Raw genomic sequence first — 15,502 nt, forward strand, 5'->3', positions numbered from 1 at the left:
GACATGGGAATCCTGGGAGTCCGTTCATGAGTTCCGGCGGGCGTGCGGCCCAACTCAAGCACACCGGTCTGCGCCCCGGCTGGACCACGGGCGCCTGCGCGACGGCGGCCACGACCGCCGCGTACACGGCGCTGCTCACCGGGGACTTCCCGGACCCGGTGACGATCACCCTGCCCAGGGGCCACACGCCGTCCTTCGCGCTGGCCGCCGAGTCGCTGACGGGCGGTGCGGCCATGGCCGGGGTCGTGAAGGACGCGGGCGACGACCCGGACGTCACGCACGGGGCGCTGGTCCGCTCGACGGTACGGCTGCTCCCGCCGGGCTCGGGCGTCGTCTTCCGGGCGGGCGAGGGCGTCGGTACGGTCACCCTGCCCGGCCTGCCGCTGGAGGTGGGCGAACCGGCGATCAACCCGGTCCCCCGCCGGATGATGCGCGACCACGTCGCCGAGGTCGCCGCCGCGCACGGCGGCACGGGCGACGTGGAGATCACGATCTCCGTCGACCACGGCGCCGAGATCGCCCGCTCCACCTGGAACCCGCGGATCGGCATCCTCGGCGGCCTGTCGATCCTCGGCACGACCGGTGTCGTCGTCCCCTACTCGTGCTCGGCCTGGATCGACTCCATCCGCCGCGGCGTCGACGTGGCGCGGGCGGGCGGCCTGACACACGTGGCCGGCTGTACGGGTTCGACGTCGGAGCGCACCGTGGCGTCGCTGTACGACCTGCCGGAGATCGCGCTGCTCGACATGGGCGACTTCGCGGGCGCCGTCCTCAAGTACGTCCGCCGCCACCCGGTGGACCGGCTCACCATCTGCGGCGGCTTCGCGAAGCTGTCCAAGCTGGCCGCGGGCCACCTGGACCTGCACTCCGCCCGCTCCCAGGTCGACAAGGGCTTCCTCGCCGACCTGGCCCGCACCGGCGGCGCCGCCGAGGCCCTGGCGGAGGAGATCACCGCCGCGAACACGGGCCTGGCCGCCCTGCGCCTGTGCGAGGCCGCCGGCGTCCCCCTGGGCGACCTGGTCGCCGCCCGGGCCCGCGACGAGGCCCTGTCGGTGCTGCGGGGCGCGCCGGTGGCGGTGGACGTGGTGTGCGTCGACCGGGCGGGCGTGGTGGTGGGACGGTCGGAGGTGGCGGGACCGGGGGCGCTCCGGCGGCCCGAGGTCGCGGGACCGTAAAACGGCAGGACAGGGCGCCGGGTGGGGGCCGACAATCCCTGGATGGCGTACTCCGGTCTCTCCCGCACCGACTTCTCTCAGAAGCCCACCCTCACCGGCGACCTGGTCGTCCTCCGCCCCGTCACCGAGGACGACGTCCCCGCCCTCCTCCCGATACTGAACGACCCCGAGATCGCCCGGCTCACCGGCTCGCACGCGGACTTCGACGAGCCCGCGCTGCGCGCCTGGTACGGCTCGCGGGGCGCCCAGGCCAACCGGCTCGACCTCGCGGTCGTGGAGCGTGCGACCGGCCTCGTGGTCGGCGAGGCGGTCCTGAACGAATGGGACCGGGCGAACGAGAGCTGTGCCTTCCGCATCTCCCTCTCCCCGGACGTCGTCGGCCGCGGCCTCGGCACCGAGGCCACCCGCCTGATCGTCGGCCACGCCTTCGAGGGCCTCGGCCTCTACCGCGTCTGGCTGGAGGTCTACGCCTTCAACCCGCGCGCCCGCCGCGCGTACGAGAAGGCCGGCTTCCGCCCGGAGGGCGTGCTGCGCGGGGCGCTGCTGTGGGAGGGCGAGCGGGTGGACGCGACGGTGATGGCGGCACTGGCGCCGGAATGGCAGACACGATGAGCCATGTCAGACCTGTCGGACCGTGATCCGGTCAGGGAGCAGCTTCTCGAGATCGTCGACGTCCGACGTGAAGACCGTGACCTCGCCTCGCTGTCGCAGCGCGACGACGGCGAGCACAGCGTCGATCGCGTACGTGTGACCGTGCAGGCCGACGTCGGCCAGCAACCGCCGGGCCTGCCGGGCCTCTTCCTTGCCGACGTCTGCCACACCGATGCGGGACAGCACCCAATCCCAGCGATGCTCGGTGGTCCTGGCGTCGTAGGCCTCGACGAGAGTCAGCGGCGACGTCACCGCGTCGGCCTTCCCCTGCGCCGCGAGGTCGAGACGGGCCATCATCATGCGGTCGCCCCGGACCGCAAGCGACAGTGCCTCGCTGTCCAGAACGAAGGTCCGCAAGCGCGGGCGATCGCCCCCCTTTCGTTTGGTCACGCGGCGTCAGCCCCACGCGTCCGGGCTCGGCGGCGGCGCTCGTGCTCGGCATCGATGTCGTCAAGCTCCGCGAGGGCGGCGGCTCGCTCGTCCTCTGTGATGGGACCGTGCTCCTCCTCCAGCCAGTCGACGAGCTCCCTGAGCCGGTCGCGGTCCCGCCGGAGACGCAACGCCTCGGCGATGTACGCCGACAGACCGTGTTCGGCCGCCTCGGCTCGGACCTCCTCCAGGAGGTCCTCCGGAATCGTCACCGTCACCTTTTTCGTGGCCATACCTCTGACCATACTCTCCACACCAGCCGCCGTATCGTTTCAGCGCGGCCCCTTCGGCATGCGGGCATGCCCCGCCGACCCTAGGCTCGGCAGGGCATGCCCCCCACACAGGTTCCGGACGGGAGGAGTCCCCCATGGCGAAGCGCGGCAACAAGAAGCGGGCCCGTAAGAAGAAGAAGGCCAACCACGGCAAGCGGCCCAACGCCTGAGTCACCGGCCGGACGGGGCCGTCAGCAGGTGTGGCGGTCCCGGGCCGGGTCGTAGAGGTGGCTGTCGCGGAACTCCGAGGCGGCCAGCGTGCGGCCCACCACGATCACCGCGGTCTTCGTGATGCCCGCCGCCTTCACCTGCTCCGCGATGTCCTCCAGGGTGCCGCGCAGCACGATCTCGTCCGGGCGGCTCGCCATGGCGACGACGGCGGCCGGGCAGTCCACGCCGTAGTGCGGGACCAGCTCGGAGACGATCCGGTCGACGTACCGTGCGCCGAGGTGGAGAACGAGCAGGGCGCCGCTGCGGCCCAGGGTGGCGAGGTCCTCGCCCGCCGGCATGGGTGTGGCCTGCTGGGCGATGCGGGTGAGGATGACGGTCTGGCCGACGGTGGGGACCGTCAGCTCCCGCTTCAGTGCCGCCGCCGCGGCCGCGAAGGCCGGGACGCCGGGCACGACCTCGTAGGGGATGCCGGCCGCGTCCAGGCGGCGCATCTGCTCGGCCATGGCGCTGAAGACCGACGGGTCACCGGAGTGCAGCCGGGCCACGTCCTGGCCGGCCTCGTGCGCGGCGGCGATCTCGGCGACGATCTGGTCGAGGTCCATCTTCGCCGTGTCGACGAGCTTCGCGTCCGGCGGGCACTCGGCGAGCAGCTCGCGCGGCACGAGCGAGCCGGCGTACAGGCAGACCCCGCACTTCGCGAGGGTCCGCGCGCCGCGCACGGTGATCAGGTCGGCCGCGCCGGGGCCCGCGCCGATGAAGTAGACGGTCATTGCTCTGGAGAACCCTTCGTTACGGACCACTGGGTGACGGGCATGGCCTGGCGCCAGCCGGTGAAGCCGCCCACGGGCACGGCGGCGGCGACCGCGAGCCTGATCAGCTCGCCGCCGTGCCGCCGGTAGCGGTCGGCGAGCAGCGCCTCGGACTCCAGCGTCACCGTGTTGGCGACGAGCCGGCCGCCGGCCGGCAGGGCGTCCCAGCAGGCGTCGAGCAGGCCGGGCGCGGTCAGGCCGCCGCCGATGAAGACCGCGTCGGGGACCGGGAGGCCGGCGAGCGCGGCGGGCGCGGGCCCGGTGACGACGTCCAGGCCCGGTACGCCGAGGGCGGCGGCGTTGCGGCTGATGCGGGCGGCGCGCTCGGGCGACTTCTCGACGGCGACCGCCCGGCACGTCCGGTGCGCCCGCATCCACTCGATGCCGATGGAGCCGGAGCCGCCGCCGACGTCCCAGAGCAGTTCGCCGGGGGCCGGGGCGAGCGCGGCGAGGGTCGCGGCGCGCACGTACCGCTTGGTGAGCTGGCCGTCGTGCTCGTACGCCTCGTCGGGCAGGCCGGGCGTGGTCCCGAGCCGCAGCGCGTCCGGGTCGCGCACGCAGTCGAGGGCGATGACGTGGAGGGCGTCGGCGCGCTCGTGCGGCCAGTCGGCGGCGGTCCCGTCGAGCAGGCCCTCGCGCGGGCCGCCGAGCTGCTCCAGGACCCGGATGCGGGTGCCGCCCCAGCCGCGCTCGCGCAGCAGCGCGGCGACCTTCGCGGGCGTCCCGGGCCCCTCGCCGAGCACGAGCAGCCGACGGCCGTCGTGGAGCGCCGCGCCGAGCGCGTCGAGCGGCCGGGCGACGAGCGAGAGCGTCTCGACGGCCTCCAGGGGCCAGCCGAGCCGGGCGCAGGCGTACGAGACGGAGGACGGGTGCGGCAGGACGTCCAGGCGGGTGCCGGGGCCGAGGATCTCGGTGAGGGTGCGGCCGATCCCGTAGAAGGAGGGGTCTCCGCTGGCCAGGACGGCGATCCTGCGGCCCTGGTGGGCGGCGAGCAGGCCGGGCACGGCGGGGCGCAGCGGGCTCGGCCAGGGCACCCGCTCGCCGGGGCAGTCGCCGGCGGGCAGCAGGTCGAGCTGGCGGGGGCCGCCGATCAGCACCTGGGCGGCGCGCAGGGTGCGGCGGGAGTTCTCGGGGAGCCCGTCCCAGCCGTCGGCACCGATGCCGACCACCGATATCGCGTCGTTCACGTCGGGGACTCTACGGGAGGGCCCCGGCAGGGCCTTCCGGAGGGCGGAAACGGCCGCGCAGGGGCTACTTCGGGGCGTGTTCGCCGACGTAGAAGAGCAGCCAGACGAATCCGGCGAGCGCGTGCGTCACGAAGACGTACACGAAGACGCGGAGCATCACGCCCCGCTCTTTCCACCGTTCCAGATCCGGCTCTGTCATGGCGTCCAGGGTACGGGTCGGCGGACGGGGCGGGGTAGAACGCGGGGCGGGGCGGAAGGTGGGGCGGGGCCGGGGACAGCGCCGGGCAGTGGACGGGGCGCGGCGGGGCGGGGAATAGGTCGGGGAGTGGCGCCGTTGAGCGGGACAGTTTAAGATTCAACCAAAAGAGCCCCGCGAGAGGTGAGCACGATGCAGTTCGGGATCTTCACCGTCGGCGACGTGACGACCGACCCCACCACCGGCCGGACCCCCACCGAGCACGAGCGGATCAAGAACACCGTCGCCATCGCGCTCAAGGCCGAGGAGGTCGGCCTGGACGTCTTCGCGACCGGCGAGCACCACAACCCGCCGTTCGTGCCCTCGTCCCCCACGACGCTCCTGGGCCACATCGCCGCCCGCACGGAGAACCTGATCCTCTCCACGTCCACGACCCTCATCACCACCAACGACCCGGTGAAGATCGCCGAGGACTACGCGACCCTCCAGCACCTCGCCGACGGCCGCGTCGACCTGATGATGGGCCGCGGCAACACCGGCCCGGTCTACCCGTGGTTCGGCCAGGACATCCGCCAGGGCATCCCGCTCGCCATCGAGAACTACGCACTCCTCCACAAGCTGTGGAGGGAGGACGTCGTCGACTGGGAGGGCAAGTTCCGCACCGCGCTCCAGGGTTTCACCTCGACCCCGCGCCCGCTGGACGGCGTCCCGCCGTTCGTCTGGCACGGATCCATCCGCTCGCCCGAGATCGCCGAGCAGGCCGCGTACTACGGCGACGGCTTCTTCGCGAACCACATCTTCTGGCCCAAGCAGCACACCGAGAAGATGGTCCGGCTGTACCGGCAGCGGTACGCGCACTACGGCCACGGCACTCCCGAGCAGGCGATCGTCGGCCTCGGCGGCCAGGTCTTCATGCGCAAGAACTCGCAGGACGCGGTACGGGAGTTCCGCCCCTACTTCGACAACGCGCCGGTCTACGGTCACGGCCCGTCCCTGGAGGAGTTCAGCCGCGAGACGCCGCTGACCGTCGGCTCGCCGCAGGAGGTCATCGAACGCACCCTGTCCTTCCGGGAGTACGTCGGCGACTACCAGCGCCAGCTCTTCCTGGTCGACCACGCGGGCCTGCCGCTGAAGACGGTCCTGGAGCAGCTGGACATCCTCGGCGAGGAGGTCGTCCCGGTCCTGCGCAAGGAGTTCGCGAACCTGCGCCCGGCCGGCGTCCCGGAGACCGCCCCGCTCCACCCCGCCGTCGTGAAGAACACCGAGAACCAGGAGGTCTGACCCCCATGCGCACCCTGAAGCTGGTCGCCGTCTCCGCGGGCCTCAGCAGCCCCTCCTCCACCCGGCTGCTCGCCGACCGCCTGCTCCAGGCCGCCCGCTACCGGCTGGCCGAGCAGGAGTACGCGGTCGACGTCGAGGTGGTGGAACTGCGCGACCTGGCCGTCGACATCGCCAAGAACTTCGTCACCGGCTTCCCGTCGGAGAAGCTCCAGGAGACGATCGACAAGGTCACGGGAGCGGACGGAGTCATCGCCGTGAGCCCGGTCTTCACGGCCTCCTACAGCGGTCTGTTCAAGTCCTTCTTCGACCTGATCGACCCGTCCGCGCTGACCGGCACCCCGGTGCTGATCGGCGCCACCGGCGGCACCGCCCGCCACTCCCTCGCCCTCGACCACGCCCTGCGCCCGCTCTTCGCCTACCTCCGCGCCCTGATCGCCCCGACGGCCGTCTACGCGGCCTCCGAGGACTGGGGTTCGGGCGGCGACGAGTACACGGAGGGCCTGCCGTCCCGCATCACGCGGGCGGGCAACGAGTTCGCGGACCTGATCGCGAGCCGGCCGGAGCGGGCGAGGGAGGACGACGAGGTCGTGCCCTTCGAGAAGCAGCTCGCGGACCTTCGGCTGGACTAGGTCCGCCAGGAGCGGGGCCGGGCCCTCACGGGACCCGGCCCGCCGCCTCCTCCGCCCCACCGGGGCCGGGCCTCCCCGGACCGGGCCCTCCCCGGACCGGGGCCCTCAGCGGGCTTGGCCCCGGTCTCTTGCCCCCCGGCCTGTCCCCGCGGGGGAGCTTCGGCGGGCGCACCGCCCCCGCGCGGCGCATGATGCCCCCATGGACATCAAGCTCGAACTGATCGGCGTACCCGTCACCGACATCGACCGCGCCAAGGCCTTCTACGAGCAGGTCGGCTTCCACGCCGACCACGACGTGACCGTCAGCGACGAGATCCGCTTCGTCCAGATGACGCCGCCCGGCTCGGCCTGTTCGATCGCCTTCGGCAAGGGCATCACCGAGATGGCCCCGGGCTCCCTGGACAACATGCAGGTGGTGGTCGGCGACATCGAGGCCGCGCACGCCGACCTCACCTCCCGCGGCGTCGACGTCAGCGCGATCGACGACCAGCCCTGGGGCTCCTTCGTCTACTTCGCCGACCCGGACGGCAACCGCTGGGCGGTGCAGCAGACCTCGCCCCGCACCTCGCCCTGATCACTTGCGGTTGTAGAGGCGCATCGTCACCGGGCCGAACACCACGACGAACAGCGCCGACCATCCCAGCGTCCAGGCGAGGTCCGCCGCCGGCCAGCCGCCCGCCATCAACTCCCGTACCGCCGTCGACAGATGCGTCACCGGACTGTTGTTGACGAAGGCCTGCAGCCAGCCGGGCATGGTGCTCGGGTCGACGAAGACGTTCGACAGGAAGGTCAGCGGGAAGATCACCATCATGCTGACGCCGATGACGGACTTCTCGCTGCGCAGCAGCAGGCCGAACATCGTCCAGATCCACGAGAACGCGAACGCGAAGACCAGCAGCAGCGCGGTCCCCAGCAGCACGCCCGCCACACCGCCGTCCGGCCGGTAGCCGATGACGACGCCGACCGTCAGCATCACGGCGGAGGCGATCAGATAGCGCACGACGTCGCCGAGCAGATAGCCGACCATCGGCGCGGGCCGCCAGATCGGCAGCGTGCGGAAGCGGTCGAAGACGCCCTTCTCGATGTCCGTGTTGACCGAGACCCCGGTGTACATCGTGATCATCATGACGCTCAGCACCAGGATGCCGGGCAGCAGGAACTGGATGTACTCCGAGACCGAGCCGGCCAGCGCGCCCCCGAAGAGGTACGTGTACATCAGCACCATCATGATCGGGAACGCCGTCACGTCGAAGAGCTGCTCCGGCACGTGCTTGATCTTCAGCATCGCCCGCCAGCCGAAGGTCAGCGAGGCGGACAGCGCGCTGGGCCGCGCAGGGCGGGTCCGGCCCGCGAGCAGGGCGGCCAGTTCGTCGGCCTTCGGGGCGACGAAGTCCGGGGCGGCGTCGGAGGTGGTCACGGTGCTCATGCCCTGCTCCCCTTCGGTTCCGTGGCGCGGCCGCCACCGTCGCCACGACCTCCGCGGTCGCCACGACCTCCGCGGTCGCCACGACCTCCGCGGTCGCCACGGTCTCCGCCGTCACCGCGGTCTCCGCCGCCACCACGGCCGCCGTCGTCGTCACGGTCGTGGCCGTCGTCACGGTGGCCGCCGTCGTCGCCTGCCGGGTGGTCCGTCAGCGCGAGGAAGACCTCGTCCAGACTGGGCTGGCCGAGCGCGAAGTTGTCGACCGTGATCCCGGCCCTCGCCAGCTCGGCCAGCGCCCGCGCCGCCTGCTCCGCGGCGCCGAGGTCGGTGCCGTGGCCGTTCACGGTGGCGGTGAGCGCGACCGGGTCCGGATCGAGCTGCACGGCGGCGTTCAGCGCGGCGGTGAGGACCCGCTCGGCCGCCGGCCGCTGTTCCGCCTCCCGCAGCCGTACGTGCACGGAACCCGAGCCCACCGAGGCCTTCAGCTCGCCCTTCGTCCCCTCCGCGATCACCTTGCCGTGGTCGATCACGGCGATCCGGGAGGCCAGCTGGTCGGCCTCGTCCAGGTACTGCGTGGTCAGCAGCACCGTCGTGCCCTGGGCGACGACGGCACGGACGATGTCCCAGACCTGGTTGCGGCTGCGTGGGTCCAGGCCCGTCGTCGGCTCGTCGAGGAAGAGCAGGTCCGGCGTGTTGAGGATGGACGCGGCGATGTCGATGCGGCGCCGCATGCCGCCCGAGTAGTGCTTGACCTGCCGGTCCGCCGCCTCCGCGAGCCCGAACGCGGCGAGCAGCTGCGCGGCCCGCTCGCGCGCTGCGGGGCGGGAGTGGCCGAGCAGCCGGCCGAGGAGGAACAGGTTCTCGGTGCCGGTGAGGTCCTCGTCGACCGAGGCGTACTGGCCGGTGAGGCTGACCCGGCCGCGCACCGCGTCGGCGTCCCGCACGACGTCCTTGCCGAAGACCCGCGCGTGCCCGCCGTCGGGCCGGAGCAGGGTGGCGAGCATCTTCACGGCGGTGGTCTTGCCCGCCCCGTTGGGGCCGAGGACTCCGTAGACGGTGCCGGCCGGGACACGCAGGTCGACGCCGTCCACGGCACGGTTGGTCCCGAAGACCTTGACCAGGCCTTCGGTCTCGACGGCGAGGTCTGCGGCGCGGTCGGTCATACGCGTGTCCTCCCGGCGGGCGGTTTCGCGCCCGCTCCCCACCAGTCTCCGACGGCCTGGCGGGTCGTGCCAGGTGACGCGGCCCGGGTGCGGGGCGGGGGTACGAGGCCGTCTCCGTCGCGCGGCGGAGACGGAACGGCCCGCCGGACGACGCGGCGGTACGGGCGCCGGAGGGAGGCTCGGCCCATGCCGCCGAAGCCGAAGACGAAGCCCGAGCCGAAGCCGAACGTCCCGCCCGACGTGCCCCGTTGGGCCGCACTCGCCGCCCACGCCGTTCCCCTGGTCGTCCTGCCGTCCGGACTGTGGCGGCTGGCGCTCGCCTTCGGACTGCCGGTCGCCGAGAGCTCCCCGTACCTGGACCCGAGCCCCGGCGAGTTCGCTTACATGCTCGGGCTGACCGCCCTCTTCGAGCTCCTCGCCTTCCTCACCCTGGGGCTGGTCAGGCCGTGGGGCGAGGTCTTCCTCCGGCGCCGGGTGAACGCGCGCGTGGCGACGGCCGCGGCGCTGGCGGGCACGGTGGGCCTGGTCGCGGCGATCGGCTGGTCCGCGTACGCCGAGTTCGCGGGGCTCGCGGCAGACGACCCCACGGTCATGAACACGGCCCAGCAGGCCCTGTTCCTCGTCTGCTACGCCCCGCTCGCGGCCTGGCCACCGCTGCTGGCAGCGGTGGCCGTGGCGTACTACCGGCGCCGGACCCGTCGCGGGACCGGTGGGGGGACCGGTGGCGGTCAGTACGGTGCGGGCCGGCCGGCCGCGTCCTCGTGGGTGTAGAAGAGGTAGAAGGCGCCGGCGGTGGTGGCCGCGCCGACGATCAGGCCGAGCATCGACGACGAGAACACGCTGTGGTCGGACAGGCTGAAGAGGAAGCCGACCGCGATGCCGGTCAGGGCGCCCCAGGCCACCGCGCGGAACTCACGCCGCAACATCCGGCCGTAACGGCGCAGCCCGTACACGGAGACGGCGAGGACCACGGCCGAGATCAGGCCGAGCCAGAACTGGCCCCACGACAGGGCCTCGCCGCGGCGGGCGATGACCGGGGCGTACAGGCCGTAGGCGATGCCGAGGGTGACGGGCAGGCCCCAGCCGTGCGTGCTGAACTGCCTGCGGGCGGGTACCGCTGCGTGTGCGGCCATGGGGAGACTCCTTTCCCGCGCCTTCCCGCACGGACGTGCCGTGCGGCCGTGCTGCACCCTCCAGGGCACACCCGCCCCGTACGCCCCGCAAGTGGATCAGCCGGTCGCGGCTCCCGCCCCGGCCGCCGGCCTGACGGCGACCGCGTCGATCTCGAAGAGCATGCCGGGCAGCGCGAGGGCCGCGACGCCGCTGAGGGTCTGGGCCGGCAGCCGCTCGCCGAAGACGGCGTGCAGGGCCTTGCCGAGGACCTCCAGCTTGGCCAGGTCGTGGTCGACGACGTACGAGCCGAGGCGGACCACGTGCCGGAGGCCCAGGCCCACGCCCTCCAGTGCGCGGCGGAGGTTGTCGAGGGCGAGCTCGACCTGCGCGGCGAAGTCGCCGGGCACGGGCGCGCCGGTGGCGTCGGAGGCGTACTGGCCCGCGACGAAGACGAGTTCGCCGGGCGCGGAGACGACGTGGCCGTAGCCGAACGGCGTCGGGTCGTGGAGGGTCGCGGGGTTGGTGATGGTGCGCTGGTCGTCGTGCGGGTGCGTGACGCTCATGACGTGCGTACTTCCTTCCCGTAAACAGGATATCGAATATCCAGAATTAGTGCCGCGAGGGATCGTGCGAACGGCGGACCGCCGGGGCGATGGCCACCGGGGCGGTCAGAGGGTGGCGAACCACCTGCGGATCCGGTCCGGCGCTCCCGGCGCCTGGCGTTCCGCCCGGTCCCGTACGTCCGCCAGGGTCTGGGCGGCCAGCTCGCGCCGCCAGGCCAGCTCGGCGCGGCCCATCGCGCCGGCGACGGCGCACTCGGCGGCCGGCCTCCCGCTCGTCGCGCCCGGCCCCTGGCCGCGGATCTCGGTGCAGCGGAAGGCCTCGTCCGGCCCCTCGATCGCCGTCACCACGTCCATCAGCGTGATCCGCTCGAGCGACCTGGCCAGCCGGAAGCCGCCCTTGGGGCCGGGGACCGAGCTCAGGATCCCGGCCTTGACCAGGGCCTGGAGCTGCTTGTTGAGGTAGGACGCGGGCAGCTCGTGGTACGCGGCGAGCCGGGCCGCCGTGACCGCCCGCTCCTCGCCGATCCAGGCCAGGTTGAGGCAGCTGTGCAGCGCCCACTCCACACCCTCGTTCATCCTCATATCCTGGATATTAGACATCCAGAATAGAGTCCCGCAATCCCCGGTCTCACCCGTTCGGCCCATCAGAAGGTTCGGATCCGAACAGTCGCTCCCACGATGAGCACCATGAGCCAGAACACCACACCTCCGCGCACGTCCCCCCAGCCGACGAACGACGGCGGCTGGGCCGCCGGCGGCACCGTCTTCGGCGGTGTCCTCATGGCGGTCATCGGCATCCTGGACATCTTCCAGGGCATCGCCGCCATCGCCGAGGACGACGTCTACGCCCGGGTCGGCGACTACGTCTTCAAGTTCGACCTGACCTCGTGGGGCTGGATCCACCTCTGCCTCGGCATCGTCGTCACCATCGCCGGCTTCGGGATCCTCAAGGGCGCCGAGTGGGGCCGGATCGCAGGCATCGCGCTCGCCTCGCTGAACATCGTCGCCCAGTTCCTGTTCCTGCCCTACCAGCCCTGGTGGGCGCTGTTCTCCATGGCCGTCTCGATCTTCGTGATCTGGGCCCTGGCCACCGACCATTCCTACGGAAAGAACACGGGCGTATGACGCGCCGCCGTCACCGCACGGCTTCCGCCGCCGCCGCGTTCCTCTCCCTCGCCGCTCTCGGTCCGGCCCTCACCGGCTGCGACGCGGCGAAGGAGACGGCCGGGGACATCGTCTCCTCGGCCACCGCGGCGGTGGCGTCCGCCGCGCAGCAGCAGATGAACGAGGTCAAGGACGGGGTCAACGCCACCGCCGACGTCAAGGCCGGGCCGACCTCCGTGGACGGCGACCGCACGGTCGCCGAGATCACCGCGACCAATCCCAAGGACAAGACCGCCGACTACACGGTCATGGTCAACTTCCGTGACACGGAGGGCAATCTGGTCGACGCCGTCGTCCTGAGCATCGACGGGGTCGAGCCCGGGAAGTCCAGGACCGGTACGGCGCGCAGCAACCGGACCCTGTCCGGCGACACGAAGGCGGAGGTCGCCCAGGCCGTACGCCACTGAGGCACCGCCGGGCGTCTCCGCCTCGCGCGACGGGCACCGATCGGCCACGCTGGAAGGCATGGAGAACGACGAGATCCTCGAGAACATCGGCTCGCTCGTCGAGGAGGAGCGCAGCCTGCGGCAGCGCACCGGGGGCCTCCCCGAGGAGGAACGCGCCCGGCTCGCCGAGCTGGAGGTCCGGCTCGACCAGTGCTGGGACCTGCTGCGACAGCGTCGCGCCAAGGCCGAGTTCGGCGAGGACCCGGACACCGCGGCCGTCCGCCCGGCGGCCGAGGTCGAGGGCTACCGCAGCTGACCGCCGGGGCCGGGAGCCACCGAGTCCGAGGGCTACGGCAGCTGACCGCCGAGGCCGGGAGCCACCAAGCCCGAGGGCTACCACAGTGACCGCCGGGGCCGGGAGCCACCAAGCCCGAGGGCTACCACAGTGACCGCCGAGGCCGGGAGCTCCCCCAGCCGACCGCCGAGGCCGCGGGCTGCCGCAGCTGACGGCCGAGCAGCAGCGGCCGGCTCGGACCCCCGGCCGCGCGGGCCCATGACCCCGTCACCACCGCCGTACGTTTGACGCATGGCGAAACCCGCACTGCCGTCCCGCACCCGCGCGCCCCGCGCACGGCTCGCGCCGCCCGCCTGGCTCACCGCCGGGCTCCGGCCGCAGCCCACCCCCGTGCCCTGGCCCGCCGTCGCCCGGGCGTCGATCGCGCTCGCCGCACCGCTCGCCGTCGGGTTCGCCACCGGACAGACCACGTACGGGGCGCTCGTGTCGATGGGCGCCCTCTCCGGAGTCATCGGCGACACCGCCGACGCCTACCGGATGCGGGTCTTCAACATCGCCGTGCCGCAGCTCTTCGGCGCCCTCGGCGTCACCCTCGGCGCGCTCGTCTTCGACCAGGGCTGGCTCGCGGTCGCCGTGCTCACCCTGGTCGCGCTGGTCTCCGGGATGATCTCCTCGATCGGCGCCGTCGCCTCCGTCTCCGGCCTGTTGCTGCTCCTCAACGCCGTCGTCGGCGCCGGCCTGCCGATGCCGGACCCCTGGTGGAAGGCACCACTGCTGCTGACCCTCGGCGGAGTCGTCGTCCTCGTCCTCACCCTGCTCGGCTGGCCGCTGCGCGGCGGCGCGCCGGAACGGGCGGCGGTCGCCGGGACCTACCGGGCGATCGCCGAACTCTTCGAGGCCGCCGGCACCGACGCGTACGACGAGAAACGGCAGGCGGTCACCGCCTCCCTCAACCAGAGCTACGACCTGGTCCTCGGCCGCCGCGCCCGTCAGCACGGCCGGGCGCCGACCCTGGTGCGGCTGCTCGCCCAGCTCAACGTGGTCATCCCCATCCTGGAGGCCGCGCCCGCCGCCCACTTCGCGGCCCGCCGCTTCCACCGGCCGCTGCCCCCGGAGATCCCGGCCGCCGTGCGGGACCTCGCCGACGCCGTCGAGACCGGCCGCACCGGCACCCCGGAGCTGCGCCTGCCCGAGGCCCGCCGCCCGTCCGAGAAGGCCGTGGACGCGGCCGTCCGGTACGCGGCGACCGTCGTCCACAAGGCCGAGCCACGCGCGTACAACGTCGACGACCGGCTCGGCCGGCCCGCCGCCCTGCGGGTACGGGTGCGGCGCGCCGCGCGCGGCGTGCTGCTGTCCGGGGCGTCCTGGCGCTACGGGCTGCGGCTCGCGCTCTGCATCGGCCTCGCGCAGGCCCTCGTCTCGCTCATCGCCGTGCCCCGCTCGTACTGGGTCGCGCTCACCGTCACGTTCGTGATGAAGCCGGACTTCGGCTCGGTGTTCTCGCGGGCCGTGCTGCGCGCCTTCGGCACCGCCGGCGGGCTGCTCGTCGCCGCGCCGATCCTCGCCGTGCTGCCCCGCGGCTGGTGGGACGTGCCGGTGATGCTGGTGCTCGCCGCGCTCATCCCGGCCTTCTCGGCGAAGGGTTACGCCTTCCAGACCGCGGCCATCACACCGGTGATCCTGCTCCTGTCGGACCTGCTCAACCACCAGGGCTTCCACCTGGTGCTGCCGCGGCTCTACGACTCCCTCATCGGCTGCGCCATCGCGCTGGTCGCCGGCTATCTGCTGTGGCCGGAGTCCTGGCACACCCGGGTCGCGGACCGGCTCGCCGACGCGGTCGCCGACACCGCCGCGTACGTGGAGCTGGCCTTCGGGAACGGAGCCGGGGGCGGTGCCCGGGCCGGGGCCGACGGCGGCGACCAGGGCGCCCGGCACCGGGCCCGGCGCAAGCTGTATCGCGACATGTCGACCGTACGGTCCGAGTTCCAGCGCGCGCTGACCGAACCGCCGCCCGCCGGGGACCTGGCCGCCGCGTGGTGGCCGCTGGCCATCGCCGTGGAGCGGATCGTCGACGCCACGACCGCCGCCCGGATCCGCGTCGACCACGGCGCGCCCGCCCCGCATCCGACCGAGGTCGCCGTCGTGGAACGGCAGTTGCGGGAGCTGGCGGAGGGGCTGCGCTCCAGCGAGGTCCTGGTGGAGGTGCGCGCGGATCTCGGCGGCGACGAGGACGGCGTCCTCGCGCCGCTCCGCCAGGAGGTACGGGCGGCCCGCGCCATCGCCACCCCGGCCCCGGACACCGCCGCTTCGGCCCCGGACACCGGCTCCTCGGCTCCTCCGGCTCCGGCCCGGGACGGCGGCGGCGCGCCGTAAACCCGGCCAAAGGGGCGTACGGGAGCCCTTACCGGCGGTTGCGGAATCCAACCCTCCCACCGCCGTTACCGGATTCCACGCGTACGACTACGATGCGCTCGAATTCACCGTGATCCACGTCGCGTTCCGTCCCCGAGCGACCTGGTGGCCCGGTCACGTCGTCCTGCGTACCTCCTCCCTCCCGTCCCCTCTCCCCCGCTCCCCTCCGTCGTCCGCGTACCG

General features: G+C 73.0%; 21 protein-coding genes. 11 read left to right on the forward strand and 10 right to left on the reverse strand.

What is annotated here, in order from left to right; genetic code table 11:
* Nucleotides 1–26: 26 nt before the first annotated feature.
* Both ACFY8W_RS18445 and ACFY8W_RS18450 read left to right on the forward strand, forming a co-directional pair.
* The gene (locus ACFY8W_RS18445; RefSeq protein WP_391106075.1) at nt 27–1,175 is read left to right on the forward strand and encodes a cobalt-precorrin-5B (C(1))-methyltransferase; all 1,149 of its coding nucleotides are present in this window, start codon (nt 27–29) and stop codon (nt 1,173–1,175) included.
* A gap of 42 nt (nt 1,176–1,217) precedes the next feature.
* Nucleotides 1,218–1,787 (forward strand): GNAT family N-acetyltransferase, encoded by a 570-nt coding sequence (locus tag ACFY8W_RS18450; protein ID WP_391106077.1) that lies wholly within the window; start codon nt 1,218–1,220, stop codon nt 1,785–1,787.
* Between the two features lie 6 nt (nt 1,788–1,793).
* Here the strand turns inward: ACFY8W_RS18450 and ACFY8W_RS18455 are convergent, their stop codons facing one another.
* Together ACFY8W_RS18455 and ACFY8W_RS18460 are read right to left on the reverse strand one after the other, a co-directional pair.
* Nucleotides 1,794–2,216, reverse strand: coding sequence for a hypothetical protein (locus ACFY8W_RS18455; RefSeq protein WP_391106079.1), 423 nt, complete (start codon nt 2,214–2,216; stop codon nt 1,794–1,796).
* The gene (locus ACFY8W_RS18460; RefSeq protein ID WP_391106081.1) at nt 2,213–2,488 is read right to left on the reverse strand and encodes a CopG family transcriptional regulator; all 276 of its coding nucleotides are present in this window, start codon (nt 2,486–2,488) and stop codon (nt 2,213–2,215) included. Before ACFY8W_RS18460 ends, ACFY8W_RS18455 begins: the two co-directional genes overlap by 4 nt.
* A gap of 134 nt (nt 2,489–2,622) precedes the next feature.
* Here ACFY8W_RS18460 and ACFY8W_RS18465 point away from each other — a divergent pair, with 134 nt between their 5' ends.
* Nucleotides 2,623–2,697: a 50S ribosomal protein bL37 gene (locus tag ACFY8W_RS18465; RefSeq protein ID WP_099895366.1), complete on the forward strand. Its 75-nt coding sequence runs from the start codon at nt 2,623–2,625 to the stop codon at nt 2,695–2,697.
* A gap of 21 nt (nt 2,698–2,718) precedes the next feature.
* Here ACFY8W_RS18465 and cobM read toward each other — a convergent pair whose 3' ends face one another.
* The 3 genes from cobM to ACFY8W_RS18480 all read right to left on the reverse strand — a co-directional run bounded on the left by cobM (nt 2,719) and on the right by ACFY8W_RS18480 (nt 4,893).
* Entirely contained in the window at nt 2,719–3,468 is a 750-nt protein-coding gene (cobM, locus tag ACFY8W_RS18470; protein WP_391106083.1) for a precorrin-4 C(11)-methyltransferase, read from the reverse strand.
* The gene (cbiE, locus tag ACFY8W_RS18475; protein WP_391106085.1) at nt 3,465–4,694 is read right to left on the reverse strand and encodes a precorrin-6y C5,15-methyltransferase (decarboxylating) subunit CbiE; all 1,230 of its coding nucleotides are present in this window, start codon (nt 4,692–4,694) and stop codon (nt 3,465–3,467) included. The genes cobM and cbiE overlap by 4 nt, the downstream gene beginning before the upstream one ends.
* Before the next feature lie 64 nt (nt 4,695–4,758).
* Entirely contained in the window at nt 4,759–4,893 is a 135-nt protein-coding gene (locus tag ACFY8W_RS18480) for a DUF6126 family protein (RefSeq protein ID WP_385690550.1), read from the reverse strand.
* Between the two features lie 189 nt (nt 4,894–5,082).
* On the opposite strand from ACFY8W_RS18480, the gene ACFY8W_RS18485 reads away from it, so the two are divergent.
* From ACFY8W_RS18485 to ACFY8W_RS18495, 3 genes are all read left to right on the forward strand, one after another.
* Nucleotides 5,083–6,171 (forward strand): CE1758 family FMN-dependent luciferase-like monooxygenase, encoded by a 1,089-nt coding sequence (locus tag ACFY8W_RS18485; protein ID WP_391106860.1) that lies wholly within the window; start codon nt 5,083–5,085, stop codon nt 6,169–6,171.
* Nucleotides 6,172–6,176: 5 nt separating this feature from the next.
* Entirely contained in the window at nt 6,177–6,800 is a 624-nt protein-coding gene (locus tag ACFY8W_RS18490) for a CE1759 family FMN reductase (protein ID WP_391106087.1), read from the forward strand.
* A 199-nt stretch (nt 6,801–6,999) separates the two neighbouring features.
* Nucleotides 7,000–7,374 carry a VOC family protein gene (locus ACFY8W_RS18495; RefSeq protein WP_391106089.1) on the forward strand — a complete coding sequence of 125 codons (375 nt, stop codon included), beginning with the start codon at nt 7,000–7,002 and terminating at the stop codon, nt 7,372–7,374.
* On the opposite strand, the gene ACFY8W_RS18500 is transcribed toward ACFY8W_RS18495, so the two are convergent.
* Both ACFY8W_RS18500 and ACFY8W_RS18505 read right to left on the reverse strand, forming a co-directional pair.
* A complete protein-coding gene (locus ACFY8W_RS18500; RefSeq protein WP_391106091.1) occupies nt 7,375–8,226 on the reverse strand; it encodes an ABC transporter permease in 852 nt (283 codons plus the stop codon).
* Nucleotides 8,223–9,386 carry an ATP-binding cassette domain-containing protein gene (locus ACFY8W_RS18505; RefSeq protein WP_391106093.1) on the reverse strand — a complete coding sequence of 388 codons (1,164 nt, stop codon included), beginning with the start codon at nt 9,384–9,386 and terminating at the stop codon, nt 8,223–8,225. Before ACFY8W_RS18505 ends, ACFY8W_RS18500 begins: the two co-directional genes overlap by 4 nt.
* A 186-nt stretch (nt 9,387–9,572) precedes the next feature.
* On the opposite strand from ACFY8W_RS18505, the gene ACFY8W_RS18510 reads away from it, so the two are divergent.
* Nucleotides 9,573–10,157, forward strand: coding sequence for a hypothetical protein (locus tag ACFY8W_RS18510; protein WP_391106095.1), 585 nt, complete (start codon nt 9,573–9,575; stop codon nt 10,155–10,157).
* On the opposite strand, the gene ACFY8W_RS18515 is transcribed toward ACFY8W_RS18510, so the two are convergent.
* The 3 genes from ACFY8W_RS18515 to ACFY8W_RS18525 form a co-directional block, all read right to left on the reverse strand.
* A complete protein-coding gene (locus ACFY8W_RS18515; RefSeq protein ID WP_391106097.1) occupies nt 10,115–10,519 on the reverse strand; it encodes a hypothetical protein in 405 nt (134 codons plus the stop codon). The two genes, ACFY8W_RS18510 and ACFY8W_RS18515, sit on opposite strands and share 43 nt — an antisense overlap.
* Before the next feature lie 96 nt (nt 10,520–10,615).
* Nucleotides 10,616–11,062 (reverse strand): Rid family hydrolase, encoded by a 447-nt coding sequence (locus ACFY8W_RS18520; RefSeq protein ID WP_391106099.1) that lies wholly within the window; start codon nt 11,060–11,062, stop codon nt 10,616–10,618.
* Between the two features lie 105 nt (nt 11,063–11,167).
* Nucleotides 11,168–11,638: an Rrf2 family transcriptional regulator gene (locus tag ACFY8W_RS18525; protein WP_391106863.1), complete on the reverse strand. Its 471-nt coding sequence runs from the start codon at nt 11,636–11,638 to the stop codon at nt 11,168–11,170.
* Nucleotides 11,639–11,749: 111 nt separating this feature from the next.
* On the opposite strand from ACFY8W_RS18525, the gene ACFY8W_RS18530 reads away from it, so the two are divergent.
* The 4 genes from ACFY8W_RS18530 to ACFY8W_RS18545 all read left to right on the forward strand — a co-directional run bounded on the left by ACFY8W_RS18530 (nt 11,750) and on the right by ACFY8W_RS18545 (nt 15,280).
* On the forward strand, nt 11,750–12,187 hold the full coding sequence (locus ACFY8W_RS18530; RefSeq protein WP_391106101.1) for a hypothetical protein: 438 nt from the start codon (nt 11,750–11,752) through the stop codon (nt 12,185–12,187).
* Complete coding sequence (locus ACFY8W_RS18535; RefSeq protein ID WP_391106103.1) at nt 12,184–12,633, forward strand: hypothetical protein; 450 nt, start codon at nt 12,184–12,186, stop codon at nt 12,631–12,633. The genes ACFY8W_RS18530 and ACFY8W_RS18535 overlap by 4 nt, the downstream gene beginning before the upstream one ends.
* 58 nt (nt 12,634–12,691) lie before the next feature.
* Nucleotides 12,692–12,928, forward strand: coding sequence for a DUF2630 family protein (locus ACFY8W_RS18540; protein ID WP_391106105.1), 237 nt, complete (start codon nt 12,692–12,694; stop codon nt 12,926–12,928).
* Between the two features lie 270 nt (nt 12,929–13,198).
* Nucleotides 13,199–15,280, forward strand: coding sequence for an FUSC family protein (locus tag ACFY8W_RS18545; protein ID WP_391106107.1), 2,082 nt, complete (start codon nt 13,199–13,201; stop codon nt 15,278–15,280).
* Nucleotides 15,281–15,502: the final 222 nt, after the last annotated feature.

The organism is Streptomyces sp. NPDC012637 (assembly GCF_042954805.1).
Lineage (GTDB): Bacteria > Actinomycetota > Actinomycetes > Streptomycetales > Streptomycetaceae > Streptomyces.

Bases quoted from the DNA above. Each gene is read 5' to 3' on its own strand.
- ACFY8W_RS18445 (WP_391106075.1), top strand. From the start codon at position 27: ATGAGTTCCGGCGGGCGTGCGGCCCAACTCAAGCACACCGGTCTGCGC.
- ACFY8W_RS18450 (WP_391106077.1), top strand. From the start codon at position 1,218: ATGGCGTACTCCGGTCTCTCCCGCACCGACTTCTCTCAGAAGCCCACC.
- ACFY8W_RS18460 (WP_391106081.1), bottom strand. From the start codon at position 2,488: ATGGCCACGAAAAAGGTGACGGTGACGATTCCGGAGGACCTCCTGGAG.
- cobM (WP_391106083.1), bottom strand. From the start codon at position 3,468: ATGACCGTCTACTTCATCGGCGCGGGCCCCGGCGCGGCCGACCTGATC.
- ACFY8W_RS18480 (WP_385690550.1), bottom strand. From the start codon at position 4,893: ATGACAGAGCCGGATCTGGAACGGTGGAAAGAGCGGGGCGTGATGCTC.
- ACFY8W_RS18485 (WP_391106860.1), top strand. From the start codon at position 5,083: ATGCAGTTCGGGATCTTCACCGTCGGCGACGTGACGACCGACCCCACC.
- ACFY8W_RS18490 (WP_391106087.1), top strand. From the start codon at position 6,177: ATGCGCACCCTGAAGCTGGTCGCCGTCTCCGCGGGCCTCAGCAGCCCC.
- ACFY8W_RS18495 (WP_391106089.1), top strand. From the start codon at position 7,000: ATGGACATCAAGCTCGAACTGATCGGCGTACCCGTCACCGACATCGAC.
- ACFY8W_RS18500 (WP_391106091.1), bottom strand. From the start codon at position 8,226: ATGAGCACCGTGACCACCTCCGACGCCGCCCCGGACTTCGTCGCCCCG.
- ACFY8W_RS18505 (WP_391106093.1), bottom strand. From the start codon at position 9,386: ATGACCGACCGCGCCGCAGACCTCGCCGTCGAGACCGAAGGCCTGGTC.
- ACFY8W_RS18510 (WP_391106095.1), top strand. From the start codon at position 9,573: ATGCCGCCGAAGCCGAAGACGAAGCCCGAGCCGAAGCCGAACGTCCCG.
- ACFY8W_RS18515 (WP_391106097.1), bottom strand. From the start codon at position 10,519: ATGGCCGCACACGCAGCGGTACCCGCCCGCAGGCAGTTCAGCACGCAC.
- ACFY8W_RS18520 (WP_391106099.1), bottom strand. From the start codon at position 11,062: ATGAGCGTCACGCACCCGCACGACGACCAGCGCACCATCACCAACCCC.
- ACFY8W_RS18525 (WP_391106863.1), bottom strand. From the start codon at position 11,638: ATGAACGAGGGTGTGGAGTGGGCGCTGCACAGCTGCCTCAACCTGGCC.
- ACFY8W_RS18530 (WP_391106101.1), top strand. From the start codon at position 11,750: ATGAGCCAGAACACCACACCTCCGCGCACGTCCCCCCAGCCGACGAAC.
- ACFY8W_RS18535 (WP_391106103.1), top strand. From the start codon at position 12,184: ATGACGCGCCGCCGTCACCGCACGGCTTCCGCCGCCGCCGCGTTCCTC.
- ACFY8W_RS18540 (WP_391106105.1), top strand. From the start codon at position 12,692: ATGGAGAACGACGAGATCCTCGAGAACATCGGCTCGCTCGTCGAGGAG.
- ACFY8W_RS18545 (WP_391106107.1), top strand. From the start codon at position 13,199: ATGGCGAAACCCGCACTGCCGTCCCGCACCCGCGCGCCCCGCGCACGG.